Origin of the sequence: Halanaerobium saccharolyticum, from assembly GCF_004362045.1 — a bacterium.
GTDB classification, from domain to species: Bacteria; Bacillota; Halanaerobiia; order Halanaerobiales; family Halanaerobiaceae; genus Halanaerobium; species Halanaerobium saccharolyticum_C.
This window is the reverse complement of record NZ_SNWX01000002.1, coordinates 14,829-36,256: the sequence shown is the minus strand read 5'-3', so window position 1 is coordinate 36,256 and position 21,428 is coordinate 14,829. Positions and strand designations below refer to the sequence as shown.

The following is a 21,428-nucleotide window of genomic DNA, read 5'->3' as shown; positions in this document are numbered from 1 at the left end:
CCTTTTTTATTTAATCTAATTTATTTGTTCCAAGTTTCCAATTTCTATTTTTCAACCAGTATTTTCGGAATACATTTCTCCCAGAGCAAATCTAATTGCTGACTCAATCTTATCATAGACCATCACAGCTATAATATTGTGCTGCAGCAGCTTTCTTCTGGGCACAGTCCCAATTCTAACAGATAAAACAGCTTCACAATCAGAAATCGTATTAATAATCCTGCCAATTCTATCTTCACTGTCACTGCATTCTTTGTCAGTACAATACTGCTCGACATTTCTCTTTTCTATAAATTTAATAGAGCTCTCTTTGACCTGATAAATATAAAAATCTTTTGCATGACCAAAGTGCAGGTTAACTATTTCTCCCTCCTGTGAGGCCACAGCAAAAAGTCTTTCTTCCTGCTCCAGATAATAATTTCCTTCAAGAACCAGGGACTCGCTTTTCTTTTCGAGCTTCAGACTATTCTCTTCCTTAAATTCCAGTGACCTATCTTTATTTAAACAGCCCACTGCATCAGAACGACACTGCTGACAGTGATACATCTGCTTTAAATTTTCTTCACATTTATTTCTCAAATAATCCAGTTCCACTTTACTGGTTAAAGGATTATCTGCAAAAGGTGTATCTTCAACTGGAATCAGGGGCATAATATTGGTCATAAAAGCTCCCGCTTCTTTTACAGTTTTTACTACCTCTTCAATATGGTAATTATTTATTCCTTTAATTAAAACAATATTTACTTTACAGAGAACTCCGTTCTGGGCCAGATATTTCAATCCAGAAAGCTGATTTTTAAGCAGAAGTTCTGCTCCCTCAACCCCTGTTAGAGTTTCCCCTTTATAGTTTACCCGCTCATATATTTTTGCTCCAATCTCCGGCTCAACTGCATTAATCGTGATAGTTACATGGCTAACACCCAGGCGCAAAATTTCTTCCTGATAATCTGTCAAACTTAAACCATTTGTGGAAAGACAGAAGGTCAGATCAGGATCTTCTGCTTTAATTAACTCTAAAGATTCTCTGGTGGCTTCAAAACTAGCCAGAGCATCACCAGGACCAGCAACACCAACCACACTCAGATTATCAACTTTACTTTTAACAATTTTAAACCTGGCTAATGCTTCAGTCGGGGACAGCAGTTTGCTTGTTACTCCGGGCCTGGTCTCATGTAAACAGTCATATTTGCGATTACAGTAATTACAGCTGATATTACATTTTGCAGCAACCGGAATATGCATTCTGGCATAATTATGTGCAAACTTACTGTAACAGGGATGAGTTTTTGTTTTTAAATCCATTATTCCTCACCTACTTTCAACTCTTCAATCTCTTTTTCCGATTTTGTTCTTTTATTTGAATGATAAAACTTTTGATACAGATCTTCACGATAATTGTCATGTTTCAGAGCCAGCAGCTGGTTTGTAATCTGATCAAGTAAATTATTGGAACCCTGATAGCCAATGTTCTGCTGTCTGGAAGCTCCCACACGATCATGAATTGGAAAACCAATTCGGATTAATGGGATTCCGTCTTTTTCTTCTATAAATGCTCCATCCGAATTACCAAGCAGAATATTAATATCATACTCATTAACATAGTTTCTAATCTCTTCAAAATCAGTATCACTAAAAATTAAGTTCTGATCTCTACTGTCTGCAGTAAGCTCTTTCAACTTTCTCTGGAAAATATCCAGATCTGTACCGGTAGCCATAATTACAGGAGAAATTCCATTTTCCTGACAGATAGAGCTGACCGCATAAATCATCTCTGGATCACCAAAGACAGCTGCTCTGCCCGCTCCATTATATTTGTGTGAGTCGATCATCGTATCTATCAGTCTACCTCTTGCTTCTGTTAAGCCTAAAGGAATTTTTTTGCCGGATATTTCTGCCAGGGTATTTATCAGCTGATCTGTATTCTTAAGTCCGATTGGAATTGGCAGTCTATAAGCAGGAATCCCAAATTTATCTTCAAGATAAACGGCTGTTGAAAGACTGCTGTCAACAAGTGTCCCAAATTCAATTGTAAAGGCAGCATCACCCATGTTTTTTATTTCAGAAACTGCAGTTCCTCCGGCAGGTATTTTGCTGTAGTTTTCTGTAAAAGGAGCGGCCAGAGTTCTTGAGATATCAGGCAAAATTGTATACTCAAGTTCAAACAAATCCAGAATTCTTTTAATTTCTCGGATTTCTGCCGGACTTAAGTTTGCAGCAACCAGATTTATCCGGGAGCTTTTATTTCTCGATTTTTCGCCAAGCTGCTCTACAATTTTTCTTAATGTTAGATAATAACCTTCAAATTGAGATCCTCCATAACCAGGAGTTGGAACTGTAATAATAGAGATGTCTTTAACATTATTTGCTTTTTTAAAGTCAGCTACAATTCTATTTATATCTTCTCCAATTGTTTCTGCCAGACAGGTAGTTACAACACCTATAACTTTAGGTGAATATAATTTAATCAGATTTTTTAAACCCTGCCTTAAATTTTCTTCTCCTCCATAAACTGTACCCTGCTCATCAATTGAAGAAGAAGCTATATCTATCGGCTCTTCATAATGGGTAGACATGTGCCTTCTCATATAAGTACTGCAGCCCTGAGACCCGTGCATTAAAAGCATACTCTCTTCTATTCCCTTAAAGGCAACAGCCGCTCCTATCGGCATACACATCTTACAGGGATTAACATTTAATCTTTTAAAATTACTCATCTATACCACTCCTGATCGTTTTCCAGATTGGACTGTTAATTGTTAAATCCAGCTCCTGAGCCAGATTAACAACTCCCTCAAATCCTACCAGCGGATCTTTGCGCTCATGATTGTGATCAAAAAAAGCAATCCCCATCTTATAGGCAAGAGCCCTGTCTTTTACTCCACCAACTAAAACATCGGCTCCTTTTTCTCGCATAAAGACCTCCAGTTCGGAGGGATTAGCATCATCTAAAATAATAGTTCCAGGGTCAGTCAGCTCTCTTAACTTTTCGTAATCAGATTCTTTACCATTTTGAGTTCCTACCATCACAGTTTTAATTCCCAGATCATTGAACTGTTTGACCAGAGAAATCGCCTTAAAAGCACCACCAACATAAATTGCTGCTTTTTTGCCAGAGAGATAGTTTTTATATATTCTCAATTTTGCTTCTGTATCAGGCAGCCTGCGGGCAATTAGTTTTTCAACATTATTAATTATTATCTGATCACCTAAGTGTTGAGCAATCTGGCGCAGGGAATCCAGGCTGTCCTGTAATCCTAAAAATGAAATCTCCAGGAAAGGAATTCCAAACTTTTTTTCCATTCTTTTAGCCAGATACTTCATTGACCCAGCACACTGAACTATATTTAAATCAGCAGTAGGGGCTTTACGAATATCTTTAATACTTGAATCTCCAGTAAATCTGGCTACAAGTTCTATTCCAACTTGATTCAAATAATTTTCAATTATCCAGCCTTCACCTGCCAGATTGTAATCTCCCAGCAGATTTATTTTTTTACTGTAACTGCTGACTTCCGCCTGCTCTTTCAGCTTTTTGTTTTTAAAATTTTCTATAGCCTTTCCAGTCTGGAGAGAATTAATCTGACTCAGTTTTTTCTGAAGCAGCCTGATCTTTTCCTTTGTATCTAACTCTCCATAATCTTCATTCTGCTGACTTAATTTTTTGATTTCATTTCTATTATCTGCGGCTTTTTTACTACTCTCTACTCCATTATTTTCAGCCTTAAAATCATCCATTAAAGTTAATAATGCCTCACAGGCAGCTTTATATCCCTTAGATTTTGTACCGGCAAAACCTGAAGATTCTACCGGAATCACTCTAATTCCATACTTTTTTTCTGCCTTCCGGGCTGCAGCTTTTAGATCATCACCGATAACCCCCACCACACAGGTTGAATAAATAAAAATCACTTCCGGCTCATACTGCTCTGCTTCCATTAGTTCTTCTATCACTAACTTCAGCTTTGTCTCACCACCAAAAACAATATCTTTTTCCTTTAAATCAGTAGAAAAACTACTGCGAAAAACATCAGCTCCAGAAGTCAAACTACCTCTGATATCCCAGGTATAGCTAGCACAACCAATAGGACCATGGACCAGATGATAGGCATCTTTAACTGGATTGAGAACAACCCGGGCTCCAGAATAAACACAGGCTCTCTGACTAACTGCACCTGCCAGACTCTGCTGATCACACTTAATATTTTCTTTTTTATCTCCTTTAGTCATAATAAAGTCTTCTCTTTCGGAAAGTGCTTTATTTCTTGAATTCTGCATCTTTTTCACCTCCAGAATGAAAAATAACCCATCTGTTTAAAGCAAGTTATCATTACCTAACACTACTCTCTACTGATGATACTCCTAAAAAAACAGATGGGTTAAATATTTACAGCACAAACTCTGTCAATTCAAAGTCTGTATCTCTATCTTTTCTATCAAGTAAGGCTCCACTAATTTTTTCAACCAGTAAAATTGCCCCCTTATAGCCAATAGTTGGCAGATAGGAGTGTACACTGCGGTCAAGAATAGGAAATCCAACTCTGACCAGTGGAATATCTTCCTGCCTGGCAACCAATTTACCATAGGAATTACCAAGTAATAAATCTACCGGATCATTTTTAATCCACTGATGAAGCTGGAATAAATCTCCTCCGGCAGTTATATTATATTCCCAGTCTGCATCGGACATCATTTCTGTAACTGTTTCTTCAAACTTATTGTCTGGTGTTCCTGTTAATACATGAACAGGCCTCATCCCCAGACTTAACACAAATTCAGTTAAAGAAATTACTATATCAGGGTCACCATAAACAGCTACCTTTTTACCATGGAACTGATGATGAGTGTCTGCAATGATATCAACCAGCTGGCCTCTTTCTTTTTCTATTTTGGCTGGCACCTCTTTGCCAGTCAGCTTCATCAGCTGCATTAATAATTCATCTGTTGCCTTGATGCCGACAGGTGATTTGAGAATATATGGTTTTACATCATGCTTTTTTTCCAGTTCAAAGGCAGAGTCTGCAGAAGCAAATTCTCCCAGTGCAATAGTAGCCTGCGAATTACCTGTATCATTTAATTCTGGAATGGTAACTCCCCCTTCTGGATACATATCATAATTGCCATCCAGAGGAGTATCAAGCACATCACTCTGATCCGGAAACAAAATATAGTCGATATCCATAGCTTCTAGTATTCTCTTAATCTCACGGATATCTCCGGGATCAACAAATCCAGGAATTAAATTCAGCTTGTTATTTGTCTTTGCTTCTTCATTTTTTTCCGAAAGCTGTTTAATCATTGCCTTGACCATATTCGAAAATCCTGTAATATGAGAACCCACATAACTGGGAGTACTGGCATGAATAATCGTTTTTCCCTCCGGAACATCAAACCCATTAATAATTGACCCAATATCATCACCAATTGTTTCTGAGAGACAGGTCGTATTGATTGCCACAACCTGGGGATCATAGACAGCAAAAATATTTTTCAGGGCTGTTTCTAAGTTAGCCCGACCACCAAATACTGAGGCTCCTTCTGTAAATGAACTGGAAGAAGCAACAACCGGTTCTCTAAAATGTTTGGTCAAATGCATTCTGTGATAAGAACAGCATCCCTGTGATCCGTGGCTGTGCGGCAGTGCTCCATGGACACCCAGAGCTGCATACATTGCCCCAATTGGCTGACAGGTTTTAACCGGATTGATAACAAGTGAGTTTCTCTCTTTATATTCTTTAGGTACTAAATCCTGCATTAACGAACACCTCCAATTGTTCCTGCAAGTTCAACATTATCTTTCCAGGGAGGATTAATATAACTCCAGCTGGGGTTAAGAATTCCGGCTGCAATATCTTCTGCAAACTGCAGATGACCTTTAAAACCTGCATAAGGACCGCTGTAATCATAACTGTGCAGCTGTTTTGAAAAAATGCCCATTTTATGAGAAGTATACTTATCCTTAATTCCAGAGCAAAAAATATCCGGCTCTAAAGCTTCAGTTAATTTGATATGTTCGTGGTGGTTTAGGTCATCAATCACAATACTCCCATCCTCCATCTCCTTGATCATACCTTCATAATAATCAAGGGGCATTTTCTGCTGCAGCTCCTCTTTTTTAGCTTTTGAAATTCTCATATTGTATTTTTTGTCATCTTTTGTAACTTCCAGTTCCGGAATGTTTCGATCATCAGCTGTCATTTCAATATCAGGGATAACTTCTCTGCCCTCATAATCATCTCGATGACCAAACTCATAGCCGGCAACTACTGTTTCAATTCCAATACGCTTAAATACATTCTGATAGTGGTGGGCTCTGGAACCTCCAACAAAAAGGAAAGCTGTTTTCCCTTCAAAAAGCTCTTTGTAGCGGTTCAGCGGACCCTCAATCTGGGCCAGCTCCTCTGCAATTACCTTTTCTGTTCTCTCTTTTAATTCAGGGTCATCAAAATACTCTGCCATATTTCGCAGGGCTTTAATTGTGGCATCCACACCTAAAAAGTTAACTTTTAACCAGGGGATCCCATACTTTTCTTCGAACATTTCCGCAATATAGTTAATTGAACGGTGACACTGGACCAGATTTAAGTCAGCTTCGTGAGAATACTTAATCTGATCTGCTGTACCATTACCGGAAAATGAAGCAACAATATCATAACCAATTTTTTCTAAAATCCTTTCTATTTCGAAAGCATCTCCCCCAATATTATATTCACCCATCAGGTTAATTGGATATTTATAATCAAGCTCTTTATCTTCTATCCCGACTAAATTGGCCATAATTTCATTATTTGCAATATGGTGACCGGCTGACTGACTGACTCCTTTATAACCTTCACAGTTAAAAGCCATGACTGTAATCCCATACTCTGCTTCTGCCTGTCTGGCAATACTGTTAATATCATCACCTATCAAACCAACAGGACAGGTAGCTGTTATCATAATTGTTGAAGGATTAAAAATTTCTACTGCTTCTTTGATTGCTTCTTTTAATTTTCTTTCTCCTCCAAAAACAACATCCGAATCCTGCATATCAGTGGAAAAAGTATAATTAATAAAGTTTTTGCCGCCCTCTGCTGCCACTCCCTGATGTCTTCTCATTCCCCAGGCATAATAACTGCATCCAATTGGTCCGTGCACAAGCTGAACTACATCTTTTAAGGGGCCCAGAACAACTCCACGACAGCCTGCATAAGCACAACCACGGTTGGTAATAATTCCTGGAATGGTCCGGGTATTAGCCTTTATTTTGTGTTTGCCTTTTTTCTGATCTTTGATCAGCATATGTTCTTTTCTATTTTTCATTGATTTAGCAGGATATGACTGTAGAACTTCATCTAAAACATCTTCAATGCCTGCATTATTATTTTTCATTATCTTCACCTCTTCTCTATACTGCTGCTTTACCGCTTTCGCCTGTTCTGACTCGATAGGCGTCTTCAATAGGTAAAACAAAAATCTTACCATCACCTGGATTACCAGTTTCATTGACATTCATTATGGTCTCAACTACCTTTTTGACATCTTCATCTTTTACTACTGAAATCACCATTCTTTTGGATATTAAACGGTGACCTTCTGTTATTGATTCAGTAACTTCTTTCGACTTAATTATCTCTTCTTCTCCCTCAAGCATTTTTTCTATAAGTTCATAATTAACCTTCTTTTTGCCCCTCCCCGTAACTTTGACACAGGTTAGAGAATTGAATCCCTGAACTGCCAGAGCTTTTTTAGTCTGGTTAATTTTGTTCATTCTAATTACAGCCATGATTTCCTTCACATTTTTCACCTCCAAAAGAATTTAAAACCGGCTATTATTTTCTGATCTGCAGTTAATAATCTAGAGACCCTGACTCTGTGAACTGATGGTATATGCCTCTTTTACATCACTGACAAAAATCTTACCATCACCATAGCTGCCTTCTTTACCACTTCTAACTGTTTTCATAATAATTTTAACTACATCATCCTTATCTTCATCTTCTAAGACCATCATTAAAAGTTCTTTGGGCAGTTCATCATAATGAATATTACCAACTTTAACTCCCCGCTGTTTACCTCGACCAGCAACATCCATCTTGGTTACTGCCGGAAAACCAGCCTCTTTTAATTCCGAAAGAACTGTTGAACTTTTTTCCGGTCTAATAATTGCCTGCAGTAATTTCACTTATATCATTCCCTTCTCGTTCTCTTGATCTGCTTCTCATTTACTCTCTGCTAGTTTTTCCTCTAAATGCTTTTCAAATTTATCAGTCACTAAAATTCTTGATGTCTAAAATTCTAAACTTCCAGAATACCAAAGTCCATCATCAGCTGCTCTAACTCATCCTGTTCCATCGGATCAGGAATTACAAACATTTCATTATCATCTATTGCTTGAGCCAGGGCTCTGTATTCCTGAGCCTGATTTGAGTCTGGATCATAGGCAATAACTACTTTTCTATTGATCTCAGCTCTTTGAACAATATTGTCCCGGGGTACAAAGTGAATTAACTGACTGCCCAATCTTTCGGCAAATGATTTAAGTAATTCTAACTCTCCATCTACCTGACGGCTGTTGCAGATAATTCCTCCCAGCCTTACCCCACCAGATTCTGCATATCGTTTAATACCTTTACAGATATTGTTGGCTGCATAAAGAGCCATCAGCTCTCCACTTGCTACAATATAGATTTCCTGGGCTTTACCCTCTCTGATCGGCATCGCAAATCCACCACAAACAACATCTCCCAGAACATCGTAGAATACATAATCAAGTTCGTCTGTATAGGCTCCCAGACTTTCGAGCATATTAATTGAGGTAATAATTCCCCGCCCTGCACAACCTACACCAGGTTCTGGTCCACCAGATTCAACACAGCGGATATTCTCAAAGTCTTTACCTCTCTTTAAGATATCATCAAGTTCGATATCCTGCCCCTCTTCTCTTAATGTATCAAGAACTGTCTGCTGATCCATTCCACCAAGAAGCATCCTGGTCGAATCAGCTTTGGGGTCACAGCCGACTACCATAATGTCCTTACCCATCTCTGCCAGTGACGAAGTTAAATTCTGAGTTGTAGTTGATTTTCCAATACCGCCTTTTCCATAAATCGCTACCTGTCTCAAATCATCTTTCATCTTTTTTCCTCCTAGATTTAGATTTTTATATTATAGATATTCGAAATTTGACTCCGAATATTTATAACCTTATTTAATTATAAATTTAAATCACTGTAGAGAATGAGTTTTGCTTTTATTTCCACTCGATTGTGTTGGGTTTTAAATTTATTATCTAAAGTATAACATTAAATTTACTATTTTCAAGTGTATAATTGTATATACGATAAATATATAACATGAACATGTCATTTATATCTGGATACAAAAAAACCTGGATTAGCAAAGACTGCCATCCAGGTTAAATGTTTTTTAATTCTGCTTCTGTTAAAGCTCTTTTTAACTCAATCGATTTTCTTTTAATCTTTTTTAATTTCAACTCTGCTTCTTTAAGACTTAAATCAATTCCGAATTCTTTATACTTTGCGATCACTGCCTTTTTGCCGGAGTGTTTCCCGATTATAATTTCCCGGCTTAACCCAACTTCCGCGGGAGAAAATGCTTCATATGTAATTGGGTTTTTTAAGATCCCATCTACATGAATACCGGATTCGTGCTTAAAAATTCCTTTTCCGATTATCGCTTTATTATCAGCCGGGAAATCTTTTAAATACTCTCCCATTAGCTGACTTAATTCAAAAAGCTTTTCTGTTTTATATTTCCTGTCTGAAGCTTCAATCTTTTTTAAAATCATCATAATTTCTTCCAGGGCCGTTCTTCTGCAAAATTCTTTGCTAAAACCATTAAAGCTGGCACAGATTCCGCTGACACCAGCATTATAAGCCGCCAGTGATGCTGCAGCTGCTGTCTGAAAAATATTACTGCAGTTTACTTCCAGTTTAATATCAGCTGTCCTGATAATATCTTTTATCCTCTTTTTGAACTTCAGGGGGTCAATCACTGTTTCAGCTTCCTGATAGGAAAATCTATTAACACCCATTTTTTTGCAGAAAGCTGTAACTTCTAATAACTGACTTAAATTAAAGGCAGAAGCATTTTGAAGTTCTACTATTATCCCTAACCCCTTAGTTTCTGCATAGTTAATACTTGTTTTCAAATCATTTAACAGTTTAGCTGCCGAATTATTATCTTTCTTCGATCTGAGATTAAAGTTTTTTAGTGAAATAGAGATAACTACAAGCTCAACTCCTACCTGCAGTGATTTTCTTAAATCAGAAATCATGGGTCTATTCCAGCTGCGGAATTTGGAATCAATTTTTTCTTTTATCTTGTCTTTTCCACTGACCATTTTTTTTATTTTCTCTGTAAAAACAGGAGAGCCGATCTCAACTTCTTCCACTCCCATTTCTGCCATCATTCTTATTATTTTTAAAAGCTGTGAATTATGATCACTTAAATCAAGCAGCTCAAAATCTCTAAATGTGACATCTATTAGCTTAACTTCTTTCACACTAATCACTTCCTCAGTCAGAAAAAGATCCCAACTTAAAAAAGCCGGGATCTTTTCGAGATTTACTATTTAGAATTTATAAATTCAATTTTAAGGGGGTCAGATAATTACTGTACTTCCAGTCTTTCATCAACAATATTACCATTTTCGATTTTCCAGATTCCAATTGCCCCCATACTGTCTCCAACATCATTAAAGAGCACCGGTCCAGAAGCACCTTCATATCGTATCTTTTGTCCGGCTTCAATCAGATCTTTAGCTTTGTTCCATTCATTGATATTAACCACAGTTCCATCCTCAGATAGTACTTCATTAAGAGCATCTCTAATAGCCGGACCTTCTGTACTACCAGCCTTCTGCATAGCTAAAGCTAAAACAAAGGTAGCATCAAAACTGGTGTCAATATAAGGTTTTGGTGGGATTTCTCCGAACTCTTCCTCATACAGTTCGGTAAATAATTCAGGTCCCTGACCACCGGGCATTGCGGTTGGAGCAGTACCATACATTCCTTCTAAATACTGTTCAACTCCCTCTGTAATTTCCGGAGCTTTTAAACCATCAGTAAAGATAAATTCTTTAAAGTAACCATTTTCTAAAGCCTGTCTAATAATTGTAATTCCACCATCATCAGTATAGGCAATTAGTAATAAGGCATCAGGATTTTCTTCAGCAGCATCCATCAGCTCACTTCTATAAGACACTTTATTTGGTTCAAAGGCAATTGAGGCAGTTACTTCTCCACCCCTTTTTTCGAACTGTTCAATTACTGCATCATTTAAACCCTGACCATAATCATTATTAACATAAATTACTGCCAGTGAATCATAATTTAAGTCTGCTGCCAGATTACCGGCAACTTTTCCCTGCAGACTATCAGAAGGTACTGTTCTAAATACATAGCCATTATCTTCTAAAGTTGTCAGTACTGGTGAGGTAGAAGCAGGAGAGATTAAAACTACCTCACCGGGAACCGTAACACTCTCAGCAACAGGAATTGTAACACCACTTGACAGAGCACCAACAATCGCATTAACGCCATTTATAGATACCAGTTTTTTAGCTCCATCAACTCCTGCCTGGGGATTTGTCTGGGTATCAACATTAACTAACTCCAGCTCTCTTCCTCCAAGCAGACCGCCCTGTTCGTTAATAATTTTTTGAGCCAACAAAGTACCATTACGAGTAAACTGACCATAGGAAGCCAATCCACCAGTAAGCGGCATTAAGGTCCCAATTTTAACAGTTTCCTGTGCAAATGCGCCACTAACAGTCAAAGACAGAAACAACAACACCAGCATTGTAATCAAGATTTTCTTTTTAAACATTATTTTTTCCTCCTCTTATTCTCGCTACTTGTTTTATTTAAAAATACTCAACTAAGAGCAAAATTTAAACTTTAAATCCTTCCTGGTTAATCATAACTATTAATTCAATTTTATTTTTAAAATCATTCTCTGCTTATCGAAAATCATAGTCCTAAAGCATATTACTATTTAGTTATCAGCTGTAGAAGCACTGCTGTATTTCTTTTCGCTAAATAATCCCTCTGGCCGGTTTAACAGAATAATTTCTAAAAATACTCCAATTAAGATCACCCGAACAGCAGCCGCCTGAGTTGTATATGCCGCCGGCAGCATTCCTGTTAAGAATTCAGTCCCGGTCCAGATTCCCCAGGTCAAAAAAGCACCAACTATAGAACCGAAGTTATTGGCACTTCCACCAATGATCAGCATAATCCAGACTAGAAATGTAGCCTGCATTGGTCTAAAGGCAGCCGGTGAAATAAAGGAAGTGAAATGGGCATATAGAGCTCCACCAACTCCCATAATAAAGGCTCCTAAAACAAAAGCTTCCAGTCGATAACGAACTACATTTTTTCCAACAGCTTTAACTACCTCTTCGTCTTCTCTAATTGCTCTTAGAACCCTACCCCAGGGAGAATTAATTCCTTTTTCACTGAGGTAATAAAAAAATGCAATAGTCAAAACTACAAGCATCAGAAAAAACAAATTATAGTTTGAGCCAAAACTTCCCGCCAGAGGTTTTGGAATAGCAGAAATACCTCTAACGCCATTGGTCAACCAGGCTTCATTTTTAATTACCAGTCTGATTATCTCAGCAATACCTATTGTTGCAATCCCCAGATAATCTTCCCGGAGCCGAATCGTTGGAATCCCTACCAGAAAAGCTACCAGGGCAGATATTAACCCGGCAACCAGCAGTCCAACAATAAAAGGCATTCCAAATCCACCCAGATGATCAGGAGAAGGGCCTTTGGTCATAATTGCTGAGGTATAGGCTCCTACTGCCCAGAATCCTGCAATTCCGATATTGAAAAGGCCGGCAAATCCCCGCTGTATATTTAAACCCAGAGTCATTATTGCATAAATACCCACAAAAATTAAAAAGAAAACCAGATATGAAAAAACACCTGCAAAAGTCATCTATTTACACCTTCTTTCCCATTAAACCAGAAGGTCTAATAATTAACATTAAGATCATAATTGTAAAAGCAACTGCCGGCTTGTAGGCTGCAGAAATAATTAAAGTAGACATCTCCTGTGAGATACCGATTACCAGCCCACCAAACATTGCACCATAAGGACTGCCGATTCCTCCCAGAATAGCTGCCGCAAACAGGGGCAGTAGTAAATTCCAGCCCATCACCGGGGTCAGGTGAGTATCAAAAGCAAGCAGAATGCCTGCAGCTGCAGTCAGCACACCACTCATTGCCCAGGTCCAGATAATTACTCTTTCCGTGTTAATTCCGGTTATCTGAGCCAGATCAATGTTATCTGACATTGCCCGCATGGCTTTACCCATTTTTGTTTTACTTAAAAACAGGTGAACTGCAATTACCAGGGCCAGAGCCAGAACTAAAATTATGATCTGGTTTTCTTTAATTCTCAGTAATCCATCACCTAAAACAAGCGGCATCTGGATAGCTTTCACGTAAAATTGATTCTGCGGCCCCCAGAATAATAAAACGAGATTTCTAATTATTAAGGCGGCTCCAACAGAAGAAATCATTACTATTACCGAATCTCTTTTCTTTAAATGTCTGTATAAGATAAGATTTAAAAGTATTGCTGTACCTGCAGTTAATGCTGCTGCTAAAACAAAAGCCAGCCAGAATGGCAGGCCCAGCTGTACTTTAAATAAAAAAGCAAAATAAGCACCGAGTGTCATTAAATCACCATGGGCAAAATGTCCAAACTTCAAAATTCCATAAATTAATGATAACCCAATTGCACCCAGCGCTATAATTGATCCAAGTATTACTCCATTCAAAAACAACTGTAAGACCATAGACTTATCCTCCCAAAAAGAGCTGCGCTACTTCTTCATTCTCAAGTAAGCCTTGCCCACTATCTTCATATTTTTTTTCGCCTGCTGCCAGCACATAACCTCTATCTGACATTGCTAAAGCTTTTTTTGCATTCTGTTCTACCATTAAAATTGAAACTCCAGTTCTATTAATTTCTTCAACTTTTTCTAAAATTAAATCAATAAACATTGGTGCCAGCCCGGCTGTTGGTTCATCTAATAGCAGTAATTTGGGCTCCATTACCAGTGCCCGACCAAAGGCCACCATCTGACGCTGTCCACCGCTTAAAGTACCTGCTTTTTTCTTTCTCTTCTCTACTAATGGTGGAAACAAATTGTAAATTAAATCAAATCTGTCACTGAGATTTTTCTTTGACACGTAAGCACCCAATTCCAGATTTTCTTCCACAGTTAAAGTCGGAAAAATGTTATCAGTCTGGGGTACAAAAGAAAGCCCTTTTTTTATCATCTGATCGGTGGCAGTGGCTGTTAAGTCACTATCCAGATAATTGATTTCTCCGCCCATAATATCGACAAGAGAAAAAATAGATTTTAAAAGAGTAGACTTTCCGGAACCGTTAGGCCCCACAATGGAAACTATCTCTCCCTGCTCAACCTTAAGAGAAATACCGTGAATTATCTCTATCTCACCATAACCGGCATATATATCATTAATTCTTAACAATAAGACCACTCCTTAAGCCGTTTTTTCTCCCAGATAAGCTTCTAAAACCCGGGGATTACTTTTAACTTCAGCCGGAGTTCCTTCAACTAAATGCTTACCGTCATTCATTACAATAACCCGATCACAGATATTCATTATTAAATCCATATTATGCTCAATTAAAAGTATAGTTTTTCCTCTTTCTTTTAACTTAAGAATATTTTCAGCTATTTTATTCAATAAGGTTGGGTTGACACCGGCTCCAGGTTCATCCAGCATAATTAATTCTGGATCTGCCATTAAGGCTCTCCCCAGTTCAAGCAGTTTTTTCTGCCCACCTGAAAGGTTAACCGCCATCTCATCAGCCAGGTGACTCATCTCCAGAAATTCTAAAGTCTCATAGGCTTTTGCTTCCACTGACTTTTCTTCTTGACTTACCTTTGCCGAATTAAACCAGCTGTTCCAGAGATTTTCTCCACTCTGGCCAGAGGGAACAAGCATTAAGTTTTCCATTACTGTCATCTTTTTTAAAGTTTTTGGAATCTGAAAAGTTCTGGCCAGTCCCAGCCGTGCAATCTGATGGGGAGCAAAATTGTTTACTTTCTGCTCTGAAAAATAAACTTCTCCCTGATCAAGATCTAAAGAACCGGCAATTAAATTAAACATAGTTGTTTTCCCAGCTCCATTTGGACCAATCAGTCCAGTTATCGTATTCTCTTTCACTTCAAAAGAACATTCATCTACTGCTCTAAATCCACTAAATTCCTTAACTGCGCTTTTTACTTTTAACATAAAACATCTCTCCTTCCTACTCATCTACTTAAATTCTAGTCGCTTTATGTTAATTTGTTTTAATACTAATCCTTTTTATGGCAGGTGTCAAGTAGTCCAGTTACAATTAGGTTTTTAATCCCATTATCCAGGAATACATAGCTTCTCAGTATCCATTTTATTCTTATTAAGTAAATTATTAGTTTTATTAAGCCGGTTTAGATTGACTTGTCTATCAGCATTATTATATAATTTAGACTAACAGAAAGGTGGGAAAAAATAATGAAAATCAGTAAATTATTAGATAAGAACTTAATTAATCTTGATCTAAATACCAGTAATAAAGAAGACGCTTTAAAGGAAATGATCAGTTTATTAAAAAGGGAAAACAAAATCCAGGCAGAAGATAAATTCCTGGCAAAAATAATTGTGCGAGAAAAAGAGGGCAGTACTGGCTTCGGAAGAGGAATTGCTGTCCCCCACGGTAAAAGCGAAACAGTTAACGAATTATCCCTGGCTATTGGCAGATCAAAAACTGGAATTGAATATCACAGCCTGGATGGAAAAAAGGTGAAACTAATATTCATGGTGGCTGATTATCCAGATTATTCACCGGAATATTTAAAATTAGTTTCGACTCTGGTCAGCTGGCTGCGGGAGGATGATTTCAGGAAAAGTTTAGTTGAGGCAGAAGGAAAAACAGAATTTATAGAGCTTTTTAAAGAAAAAGAAAGATCTGCTGACTAACTGCAGATCTTTCACCAGAATTTTAACATAAAAATAATATCTATTCTTTTATACCCTGAGTAGCAATTCCTTTTACAAAAAACTTTTGGGCCAGTAAAAATACAATTAGAGTTGGAATTACCACCATGATAGTTCCTGCCATAATAATTCCCCAGTCTCGTTCTGAAGAACTGGCAAAAAGCATTTTTACTCCCTGCTGAGCTAGCTTTTTTTGATCATCATTAATAATGATCAGCGGCCAGAGATAGGCATTCCACATCACTAAAAAGTTAACTACAGCCAATCCAGCAAGATTAGCTCCCGATAGGGGTAAGAGAATCTGGAATAAAAATCGAAAAGGCCCACAGCCATCTATTTGAGCAGATTCCATAATAGACTTAGGAATAGTCAAAAAGTGCTGTCTCATCAAAAAAGTTGTAGTGGCACTTGCCAGAAAAGGCAAAACCAGACCAGAAAAAGAATTCCCCAATCCCACTCTGCTTATAAACTCAAACAGGGGAACTACCCGTACCTGCATTGGCAGCATTAAGGTAAATAAGACTGCAAAAAACAAAAACTTTTTGTTTTTGAACTCAAAATGCGAAAATGCATAGCCACTTAAAACTCCCAGCCCCAATTTTCCTAACATCACCACAAAAGAAGCCAGAATACTGTTAACTAAAATTTTATCAAGGCTGACTAAATTCCAGGCCTTAATATAATTATCAAAATGTAATCTATCAGGTAAAAATGATGGTGGATAAGAAAATATCTGTGCTCTGGGCTGCAAACTGACACTGATGCCGAAAATAATTGGCATTAAGACAATGAAAGAAATGATTATTAAGACCAGATGTAGTGCTATTTTTTTATAAATACTATAGGAACCTCTATTTAAATCAAACATATTTAATCACCTTTCTCTTATTGATAATGTACATTATTTGTGCCATATTTAAAATGGAATATAGTCACTATAATTACCAGAGCTAATAAGATTACAGATTGAGCTGCTGCAATTCCCGGCCTGAAATTAATAAACATTTCCCGATATAATTTATAAATTACAATATTTGTAGAATCAGCGGGTCCACCCTGAGTCATTATATCTACAATCCCAAAGCTTTCAAATACACTGAAAATAATATTCATGATAATTAAATAAAAGGTTGTAGGAGATAATAAGGGAATTGTAATGTCTTTAAATATAGTTATAGCTCCTGCCCCATCAATCTTTGCAGACTCATAAACACTATCCGGTATTGCCTGCAGACCTGCTAGAAAAAATATTATATTAAAACCCATATTCTTCCAGACAGTTGCTATAATAATAGCCAGAAATGCAAAAAAACTATTCGTTAACCAGTTAACCTGAATATTAAAAGCAAGATCTAATAAATAATTAACCTGACCTGCTACCGGATTTAACAAAAAAACCCAGAGGGAGCCGGCCACAGTTGAAGAAATAGCGTAAGGAATAAAAAATATAACCCTGTAAAATTTTATTCCTTTTAGATTCTGGTTCAAAATAACCGCCAGCAGCAGTGAAAAAATAAGACCTATAGAAATGGTGAAAATAACAAAAAATGTAGATCTCAATAGATTATTGAGATAAGCTGGATCCTGAAATAAATTTACATAATTTTGGATTCCTACAAATATTTTATTGCGCCCAAAGGGGGCCTGTTTGTATAAACTTAAATACACAGAATTAATACTGGGCCAGTATAAAAATAATAATAAAACAATAAATGTGGGGGAAAGAAGTAAATATGGAACAAGTGAATGGGATCTATAATTTAGTTTTTGCAAAAAATACACCTCCAATAATAATGTCCCTTCCTTAATTTAAGGAAGGGACAGCTGTTAAAAATCAACTATATAATTTTTTATTTATAAAGTTGATTATATTCTTTAAGTGATTTATTTACTCTCTCTGCAGCCTCATCCATTGCTGCTTGAGGAGTCATATTTCCTTCTAATGTCTTTTCAACTGCTTTTTCCACAATCTGTCTAACTTCAGGAAAGGTACCTATTAAAGCTCCCTGAGTCGAAACTGCTTTTTTACTCAGTAACAACTGTAAAAATGCTGTTAGATAATTTGGGTTTTTAGCAAAAAACTTATTATTCATTTCACGCTCAACTGCTGCTTTGGTTACAGGAAAGTAGCCTGTATTTTCAAACCAGTAAACCTGCTGTTCTTCTTCTGAAAGCCACTTTAAAAACTCCCAGGTAGCTTTCAATTCCTCTTCTGGATGGTCAGCAATTGTCCAGAGACTTGCACCGCCAATAATTACTCCCCCGCGATTAGCAGATGCTGGTCTTGGCAAAAATCCTGTTCCCAGTTCAAAACCTGCTACCTTAGCATTTTCGGTAAAACCGGCCACTGACGAAGTAGATTCTATTAACATTGCTGCTCGACCGGAAGCAAATGCCTGATTTGCTCCATCCCATCCTCGTCCTGGATTAAGCATAATTCCTTCATCAACCATTTCTTTCCACAGTTTAACAAAGCGAACTGCTGCCTCTTCATTTAAATTAGACGCCGTTGCTCTAGCACTACGCCCATTATCATTGTTAACCAGAGTTGCATCTTGATTTGCAACCATCTGTTCTACAAACCAGCCAACAATTCCCAGGGTGAATCCATAGCGCTCAACTGTACCATCATCATTTTTAATTGTTAATTTTCGAGCATACTCTTTTAGTTCTGCAAAAGTCTGAGGAGGTCTATTAGGATCTAAACCCGCTTCTTCAAAAGCATCTCTATCATAATATAAAATTGGTGTAGATGAGTTAAAAGGCATAGAATTCAATTTGCCGTCAATTGTGTAGTAATTTGAGACCGGAACTAAAAACTTGTCCCAGTCAAAACTATTATCGCCCGCCACCTCTTTGCCCAGATCCTCTATTGGCATAATTATGCCGCTGTCCAGCATCATCTGAGTTCCAATTTCGTAGATCTGAATAATATTTGGTGCAGTTCCGGTCTGAACTGCTGACTGAGTTTTAGTCAAAGTATCATTATAAGAACCTGTATACTGAGCTTTAACCTCAACTTGATCCTGACTATTATTAAACTCTTCAACTAACGTGTTTACTACTTCGAGATTATGTCCTCCCATTGCGTGCCAGAAATCAATTGTAACTTCTTCTGCCGCTGCCGAAAAACTCACAATAAAACAGAGACTTACCAGAACTAACAAAACAGTTTTTTTCATAAATATTTTTCACTCCCTTTTGATTTGATGAAAATAGAAATCTACTAAAATTATTTTCTCTAACAGTAATATTAGCATTACAAAGTTAATTCTAAATTTCCAAAAGGTTAAATTTAGGTAAATAAAAAAAGAGATCTACTGTATATGAACAGCAAATCTCTTACTTGTACTTGCAATTATTATTGTATCTTATTAAAAAATATGTCAGCACAACTCGATTAGACTATACTACTACCTGCATAAAATCCATCTCTAATTGCTCCTCCGACTTTTGCAACCTGATTATTATCTCCTATTACACGAGTCTTTAAATTAAACTTATCTTTAATTTTATCTGCCAATTTATTATTTGATTTCATACCAAAAGCAGTTATAATAGTATCTGCCTTAATTTTATCAATACTTCCATCTGCCTTTTCAATTTTAACCTGGTTTTCAGAAAAAGCCATAACTCTGGTATCAGTTGAAATCTTAACATTGTTTTCAGCGAGTTTTCTCATTAATGAAGCCTTATTTATAAATAACATTTCAGGAGCAAGCTCTGACTGCATTTCAACAATTGTAACATTTTTATTTTCTTCTGCTGCAAGTTCCAGAGCATTATCACATCCAGACAGTCCACCACCACAGATCACTATATTCTCACCTTTTATCTGTCTTTTATCCTGGTGAGCAGTTAAAACATTAATTACATTTTGATTTTCAATTCCATCTATTTCAACCGTAATTGGAACAGCTCCTGCAGCAACTATAATTTTATCAGCTTTAGATAATATAGGGCTATCACTAGTAATTTCATTATTTAAATTAAGCTTAATATCAAGTTGCTCAAGCTGTAATTCATACCAGTCAATAAGCTCTTTTAGCTGTTTTTTGAATTCTGGAGTAGCTGCTGCCGCAAGTTGACCACCTATCTGATCTTCCTTTTCATAGATATTTACCTGATGGCCACTTAAAGCAGCTGTACGTGCAGCTTCCAATCCAGCAGGGCCTGCACCAACAATAACTACATTTTGGGGAGCATCCGTTTTCTTAATTTCAAATCTTTTTTCCTCACAGGCCTGAGGATTAACAGCACAGCTCAATTTAGTTAATCTTCCAGCAATTCGTCCAATACATTCCTGATTACATCTAATACAGGGTCTTACTTCTTCTCTTTTATTCTCAGCTAATTTATTGGCCAGCTCAGGCTCAGCAATTAAAGGTCTTCCAAACATTACAAAATCAGCATTTCCTGACTCCAGTAAATTAACAGCAGTCTCTGGAGTATGATTACCAGAGTTCAGTATCGGAATATCTACAGCTCCACGTGCAGGCTCACAAACATAATCCATGCAGGCATCACCGAGATAAGCAGGTGGAAAAATATAATCTATTGTTTCATAACAGCCTGCATCAATGTCAATTGCATCAATTCCTTCAGCTTCTAAAAGTTTTATTAGTTTCATACTTTCTTCCAGAGTTCGACCACCTTCAAAACGATGATCAAGAGAAATTCTAAATAAAATTGGCATTTCTTCACCAACTGCTTCTCTGATTGAACTTATAATTTCACGCGGAAAACGCGCTCGTTTTTCTGGACTTCCGCCATATTCATCAGTTCTTTTGTTCCAGACTGGAGACATAAATTGATCAATTAAGTACCCGGCATGACCATGAATTTCTATGGCATCAAAACCAGCATCTTTTACAATTTTAGCAGAATGAGCAAATTTATCCATCATTTCCTGAATATCATCATAACTCATAGGTCTACAGTCAACATCGGGATTAAAAGTTGATGGAATAGCAGAAGCAGACATTGGAGGCTCACCATGCATATTTGGAAAATCATTTCTGCCTGTTCCACAGCTCAATTGAGCAGTTATTTTACAGTCATAACGATGCACAGCTTCACATAAAGTTGTTAGTTGGGGAATAACATGTGATTTTTCTAGTACTCCTTCCAGCGATCCCTGAGCCATCTCTTTCGAAATAAACTGACAGCCCATGATAATCATTCCTGTGCCACCTTTAGCTCTGGCTTCAAAATAATCAATTTCATCATCAGCAATTGTACCATCAATACGTGCAGAATTAGTACCCATTGGTGACATAACTATTCTATTTTTCACTTCCATATTTCCAATTTTAAAGGGTGAAAACAAAACATCATAATTCATTTTATTACCTCCTGCTTAATTTTGTGATATATATAACTTATATTTATTATATT

At 37.1% G+C, this 21,428-nt stretch carries 19 protein-coding genes; 1 reads left to right on the top strand and 18 read right to left on the bottom strand.

Annotation, left to right across the window (positions count from 1 at the left end; genetic code table 11):
* Positions 1 to 51: 51 nt before the first annotated feature.
* The 14 genes from nifB to DFR79_RS01530 all read right to left on the bottom strand — a co-directional run bounded on the left by nifB (position 52) and on the right by DFR79_RS01530 (position 15,287).
* A complete protein-coding gene (gene nifB, locus DFR79_RS01595) occupies positions 52 to 1,302 on the bottom strand; it encodes a nitrogenase cofactor biosynthesis protein NifB (protein WP_133513757.1) in 1,251 nt (416 codons plus the stop codon).
* Positions 1,302 to 2,714, bottom strand: a complete 1,413-nt coding sequence (locus tag DFR79_RS01590; RefSeq protein ID WP_133513756.1) for a nitrogenase component 1 — start codon at positions 2,712 to 2,714, stop codon at positions 1,302 to 1,304. Before DFR79_RS01590 ends, nifB begins: the two co-directional genes overlap by 1 nt.
* Complete coding sequence (locus DFR79_RS01585) at positions 2,707 to 4,275, bottom strand: nitrogenase component 1 (RefSeq protein WP_133513755.1); 1,569 nt, start codon at positions 4,273 to 4,275, stop codon at positions 2,707 to 2,709. Before DFR79_RS01585 ends, DFR79_RS01590 begins: the two co-directional genes overlap by 8 nt.
* Before the next feature lie 109 nt (positions 4,276 to 4,384).
* On the bottom strand, positions 4,385 to 5,752 hold the full coding sequence (nifK, locus tag DFR79_RS01580; protein WP_133513754.1) for a nitrogenase molybdenum-iron protein subunit beta: 1,368 nt from the start codon (positions 5,750 to 5,752) through the stop codon (positions 4,385 to 4,387).
* Positions 5,752 to 7,368: a nitrogenase molybdenum-iron protein alpha chain gene (nifD, locus tag DFR79_RS01575; RefSeq protein ID WP_133513753.1), complete on the bottom strand. Its 1,617-nt coding sequence runs from the start codon at positions 7,366 to 7,368 to the stop codon at positions 5,752 to 5,754. The genes nifK and nifD overlap by 1 nt, the downstream gene beginning before the upstream one ends.
* Before the next feature lie 16 nt (positions 7,369 to 7,384).
* Positions 7,385 to 7,774 (bottom strand): P-II family nitrogen regulator, encoded by a 390-nt coding sequence (locus tag DFR79_RS01570; RefSeq protein WP_133513752.1) that lies wholly within the window; start codon positions 7,772 to 7,774, stop codon positions 7,385 to 7,387.
* Positions 7,775 to 7,834: 60 nt separating this feature from the next.
* On the bottom strand, positions 7,835 to 8,161 hold the full coding sequence (locus tag DFR79_RS01565) for a P-II family nitrogen regulator (protein WP_133513751.1): 327 nt from the start codon (positions 8,159 to 8,161) through the stop codon (positions 7,835 to 7,837).
* Positions 8,162 to 8,274: 113 nt separating this feature from the next.
* The gene (nifH, locus tag DFR79_RS01560) at positions 8,275 to 9,102 is read right to left on the bottom strand and encodes a nitrogenase iron protein (RefSeq protein ID WP_133513956.1); all 828 of its coding nucleotides are present in this window, start codon (positions 9,100 to 9,102) and stop codon (positions 8,275 to 8,277) included.
* 292 nt (positions 9,103 to 9,394) lie between these two features.
* Entirely contained in the window at positions 9,395 to 10,504 is a 1,110-nt protein-coding gene (locus DFR79_RS01555; RefSeq protein WP_166637936.1) for a homocitrate synthase/isopropylmalate synthase family protein, read from the bottom strand.
* A gap of 107 nt (positions 10,505 to 10,611) precedes the next feature.
* The gene (locus tag DFR79_RS01550) at positions 10,612 to 11,829 is read right to left on the bottom strand and encodes an ABC transporter substrate-binding protein (RefSeq protein ID WP_133513749.1); all 1,218 of its coding nucleotides are present in this window, start codon (positions 11,827 to 11,829) and stop codon (positions 10,612 to 10,614) included.
* 168 nt (positions 11,830 to 11,997) lie between these two features.
* Positions 11,998 to 12,948, bottom strand: coding sequence for a branched-chain amino acid ABC transporter permease (locus DFR79_RS01545; RefSeq protein WP_133513748.1), 951 nt, complete (start codon positions 12,946 to 12,948; stop codon positions 11,998 to 12,000).
* Positions 12,949 to 12,952: 4 nt separating this feature from the next.
* Positions 12,953 to 13,813, bottom strand: coding sequence for a branched-chain amino acid ABC transporter permease (locus tag DFR79_RS01540; RefSeq protein WP_133513747.1), 861 nt, complete (start codon positions 13,811 to 13,813; stop codon positions 12,953 to 12,955).
* A gap of 4 nt (positions 13,814 to 13,817) precedes the next feature.
* The gene (locus DFR79_RS01535) at positions 13,818 to 14,525 is read right to left on the bottom strand and encodes an ABC transporter ATP-binding protein (protein WP_133513746.1); all 708 of its coding nucleotides are present in this window, start codon (positions 14,523 to 14,525) and stop codon (positions 13,818 to 13,820) included.
* A gap of 3 nt (positions 14,526 to 14,528) precedes the next feature.
* Positions 14,529 to 15,287 (bottom strand): ABC transporter ATP-binding protein, encoded by a 759-nt coding sequence (locus tag DFR79_RS01530; RefSeq protein WP_133513745.1) that lies wholly within the window; start codon positions 15,285 to 15,287, stop codon positions 14,529 to 14,531.
* Positions 15,288 to 15,548: 261 nt separating this feature from the next.
* On the opposite strand from DFR79_RS01530, the gene DFR79_RS01525 reads away from it, so the two are divergent.
* On the top strand, positions 15,549 to 16,013 hold the full coding sequence (locus DFR79_RS01525; RefSeq protein WP_133513744.1) for a PTS sugar transporter subunit IIA: 465 nt from the start codon (positions 15,549 to 15,551) through the stop codon (positions 16,011 to 16,013).
* 40 nt (positions 16,014 to 16,053) lie between these two features.
* Here the strand turns inward: DFR79_RS01525 and DFR79_RS01520 are convergent, their stop codons facing one another.
* The 4 genes from DFR79_RS01520 to DFR79_RS01505 form a co-directional block, all read right to left on the bottom strand.
* A complete protein-coding gene (locus tag DFR79_RS01520) occupies positions 16,054 to 16,899 on the bottom strand; it encodes a carbohydrate ABC transporter permease (RefSeq protein ID WP_133513743.1) in 846 nt (281 codons plus the stop codon).
* Positions 16,900 to 16,916: 17 nt separating this feature from the next.
* Positions 16,917 to 17,804: a carbohydrate ABC transporter permease gene (locus DFR79_RS01515; protein ID WP_133513742.1), complete on the bottom strand. Its 888-nt coding sequence runs from the start codon at positions 17,802 to 17,804 to the stop codon at positions 16,917 to 16,919.
* Positions 17,805 to 17,881: 77 nt separating this feature from the next.
* Complete coding sequence (locus tag DFR79_RS01510; RefSeq protein WP_133513741.1) at positions 17,882 to 19,213, bottom strand: ABC transporter substrate-binding protein; 1,332 nt, start codon at positions 19,211 to 19,213, stop codon at positions 17,882 to 17,884.
* Between the two features lie 218 nt (positions 19,214 to 19,431).
* Positions 19,432 to 21,375, bottom strand: a complete 1,944-nt coding sequence (locus DFR79_RS01505) for an NAD(P)/FAD-dependent oxidoreductase (RefSeq protein WP_133513740.1) — start codon at positions 21,373 to 21,375, stop codon at positions 19,432 to 19,434.
* Positions 21,376 to 21,428: the final 53 nt, after the last annotated feature.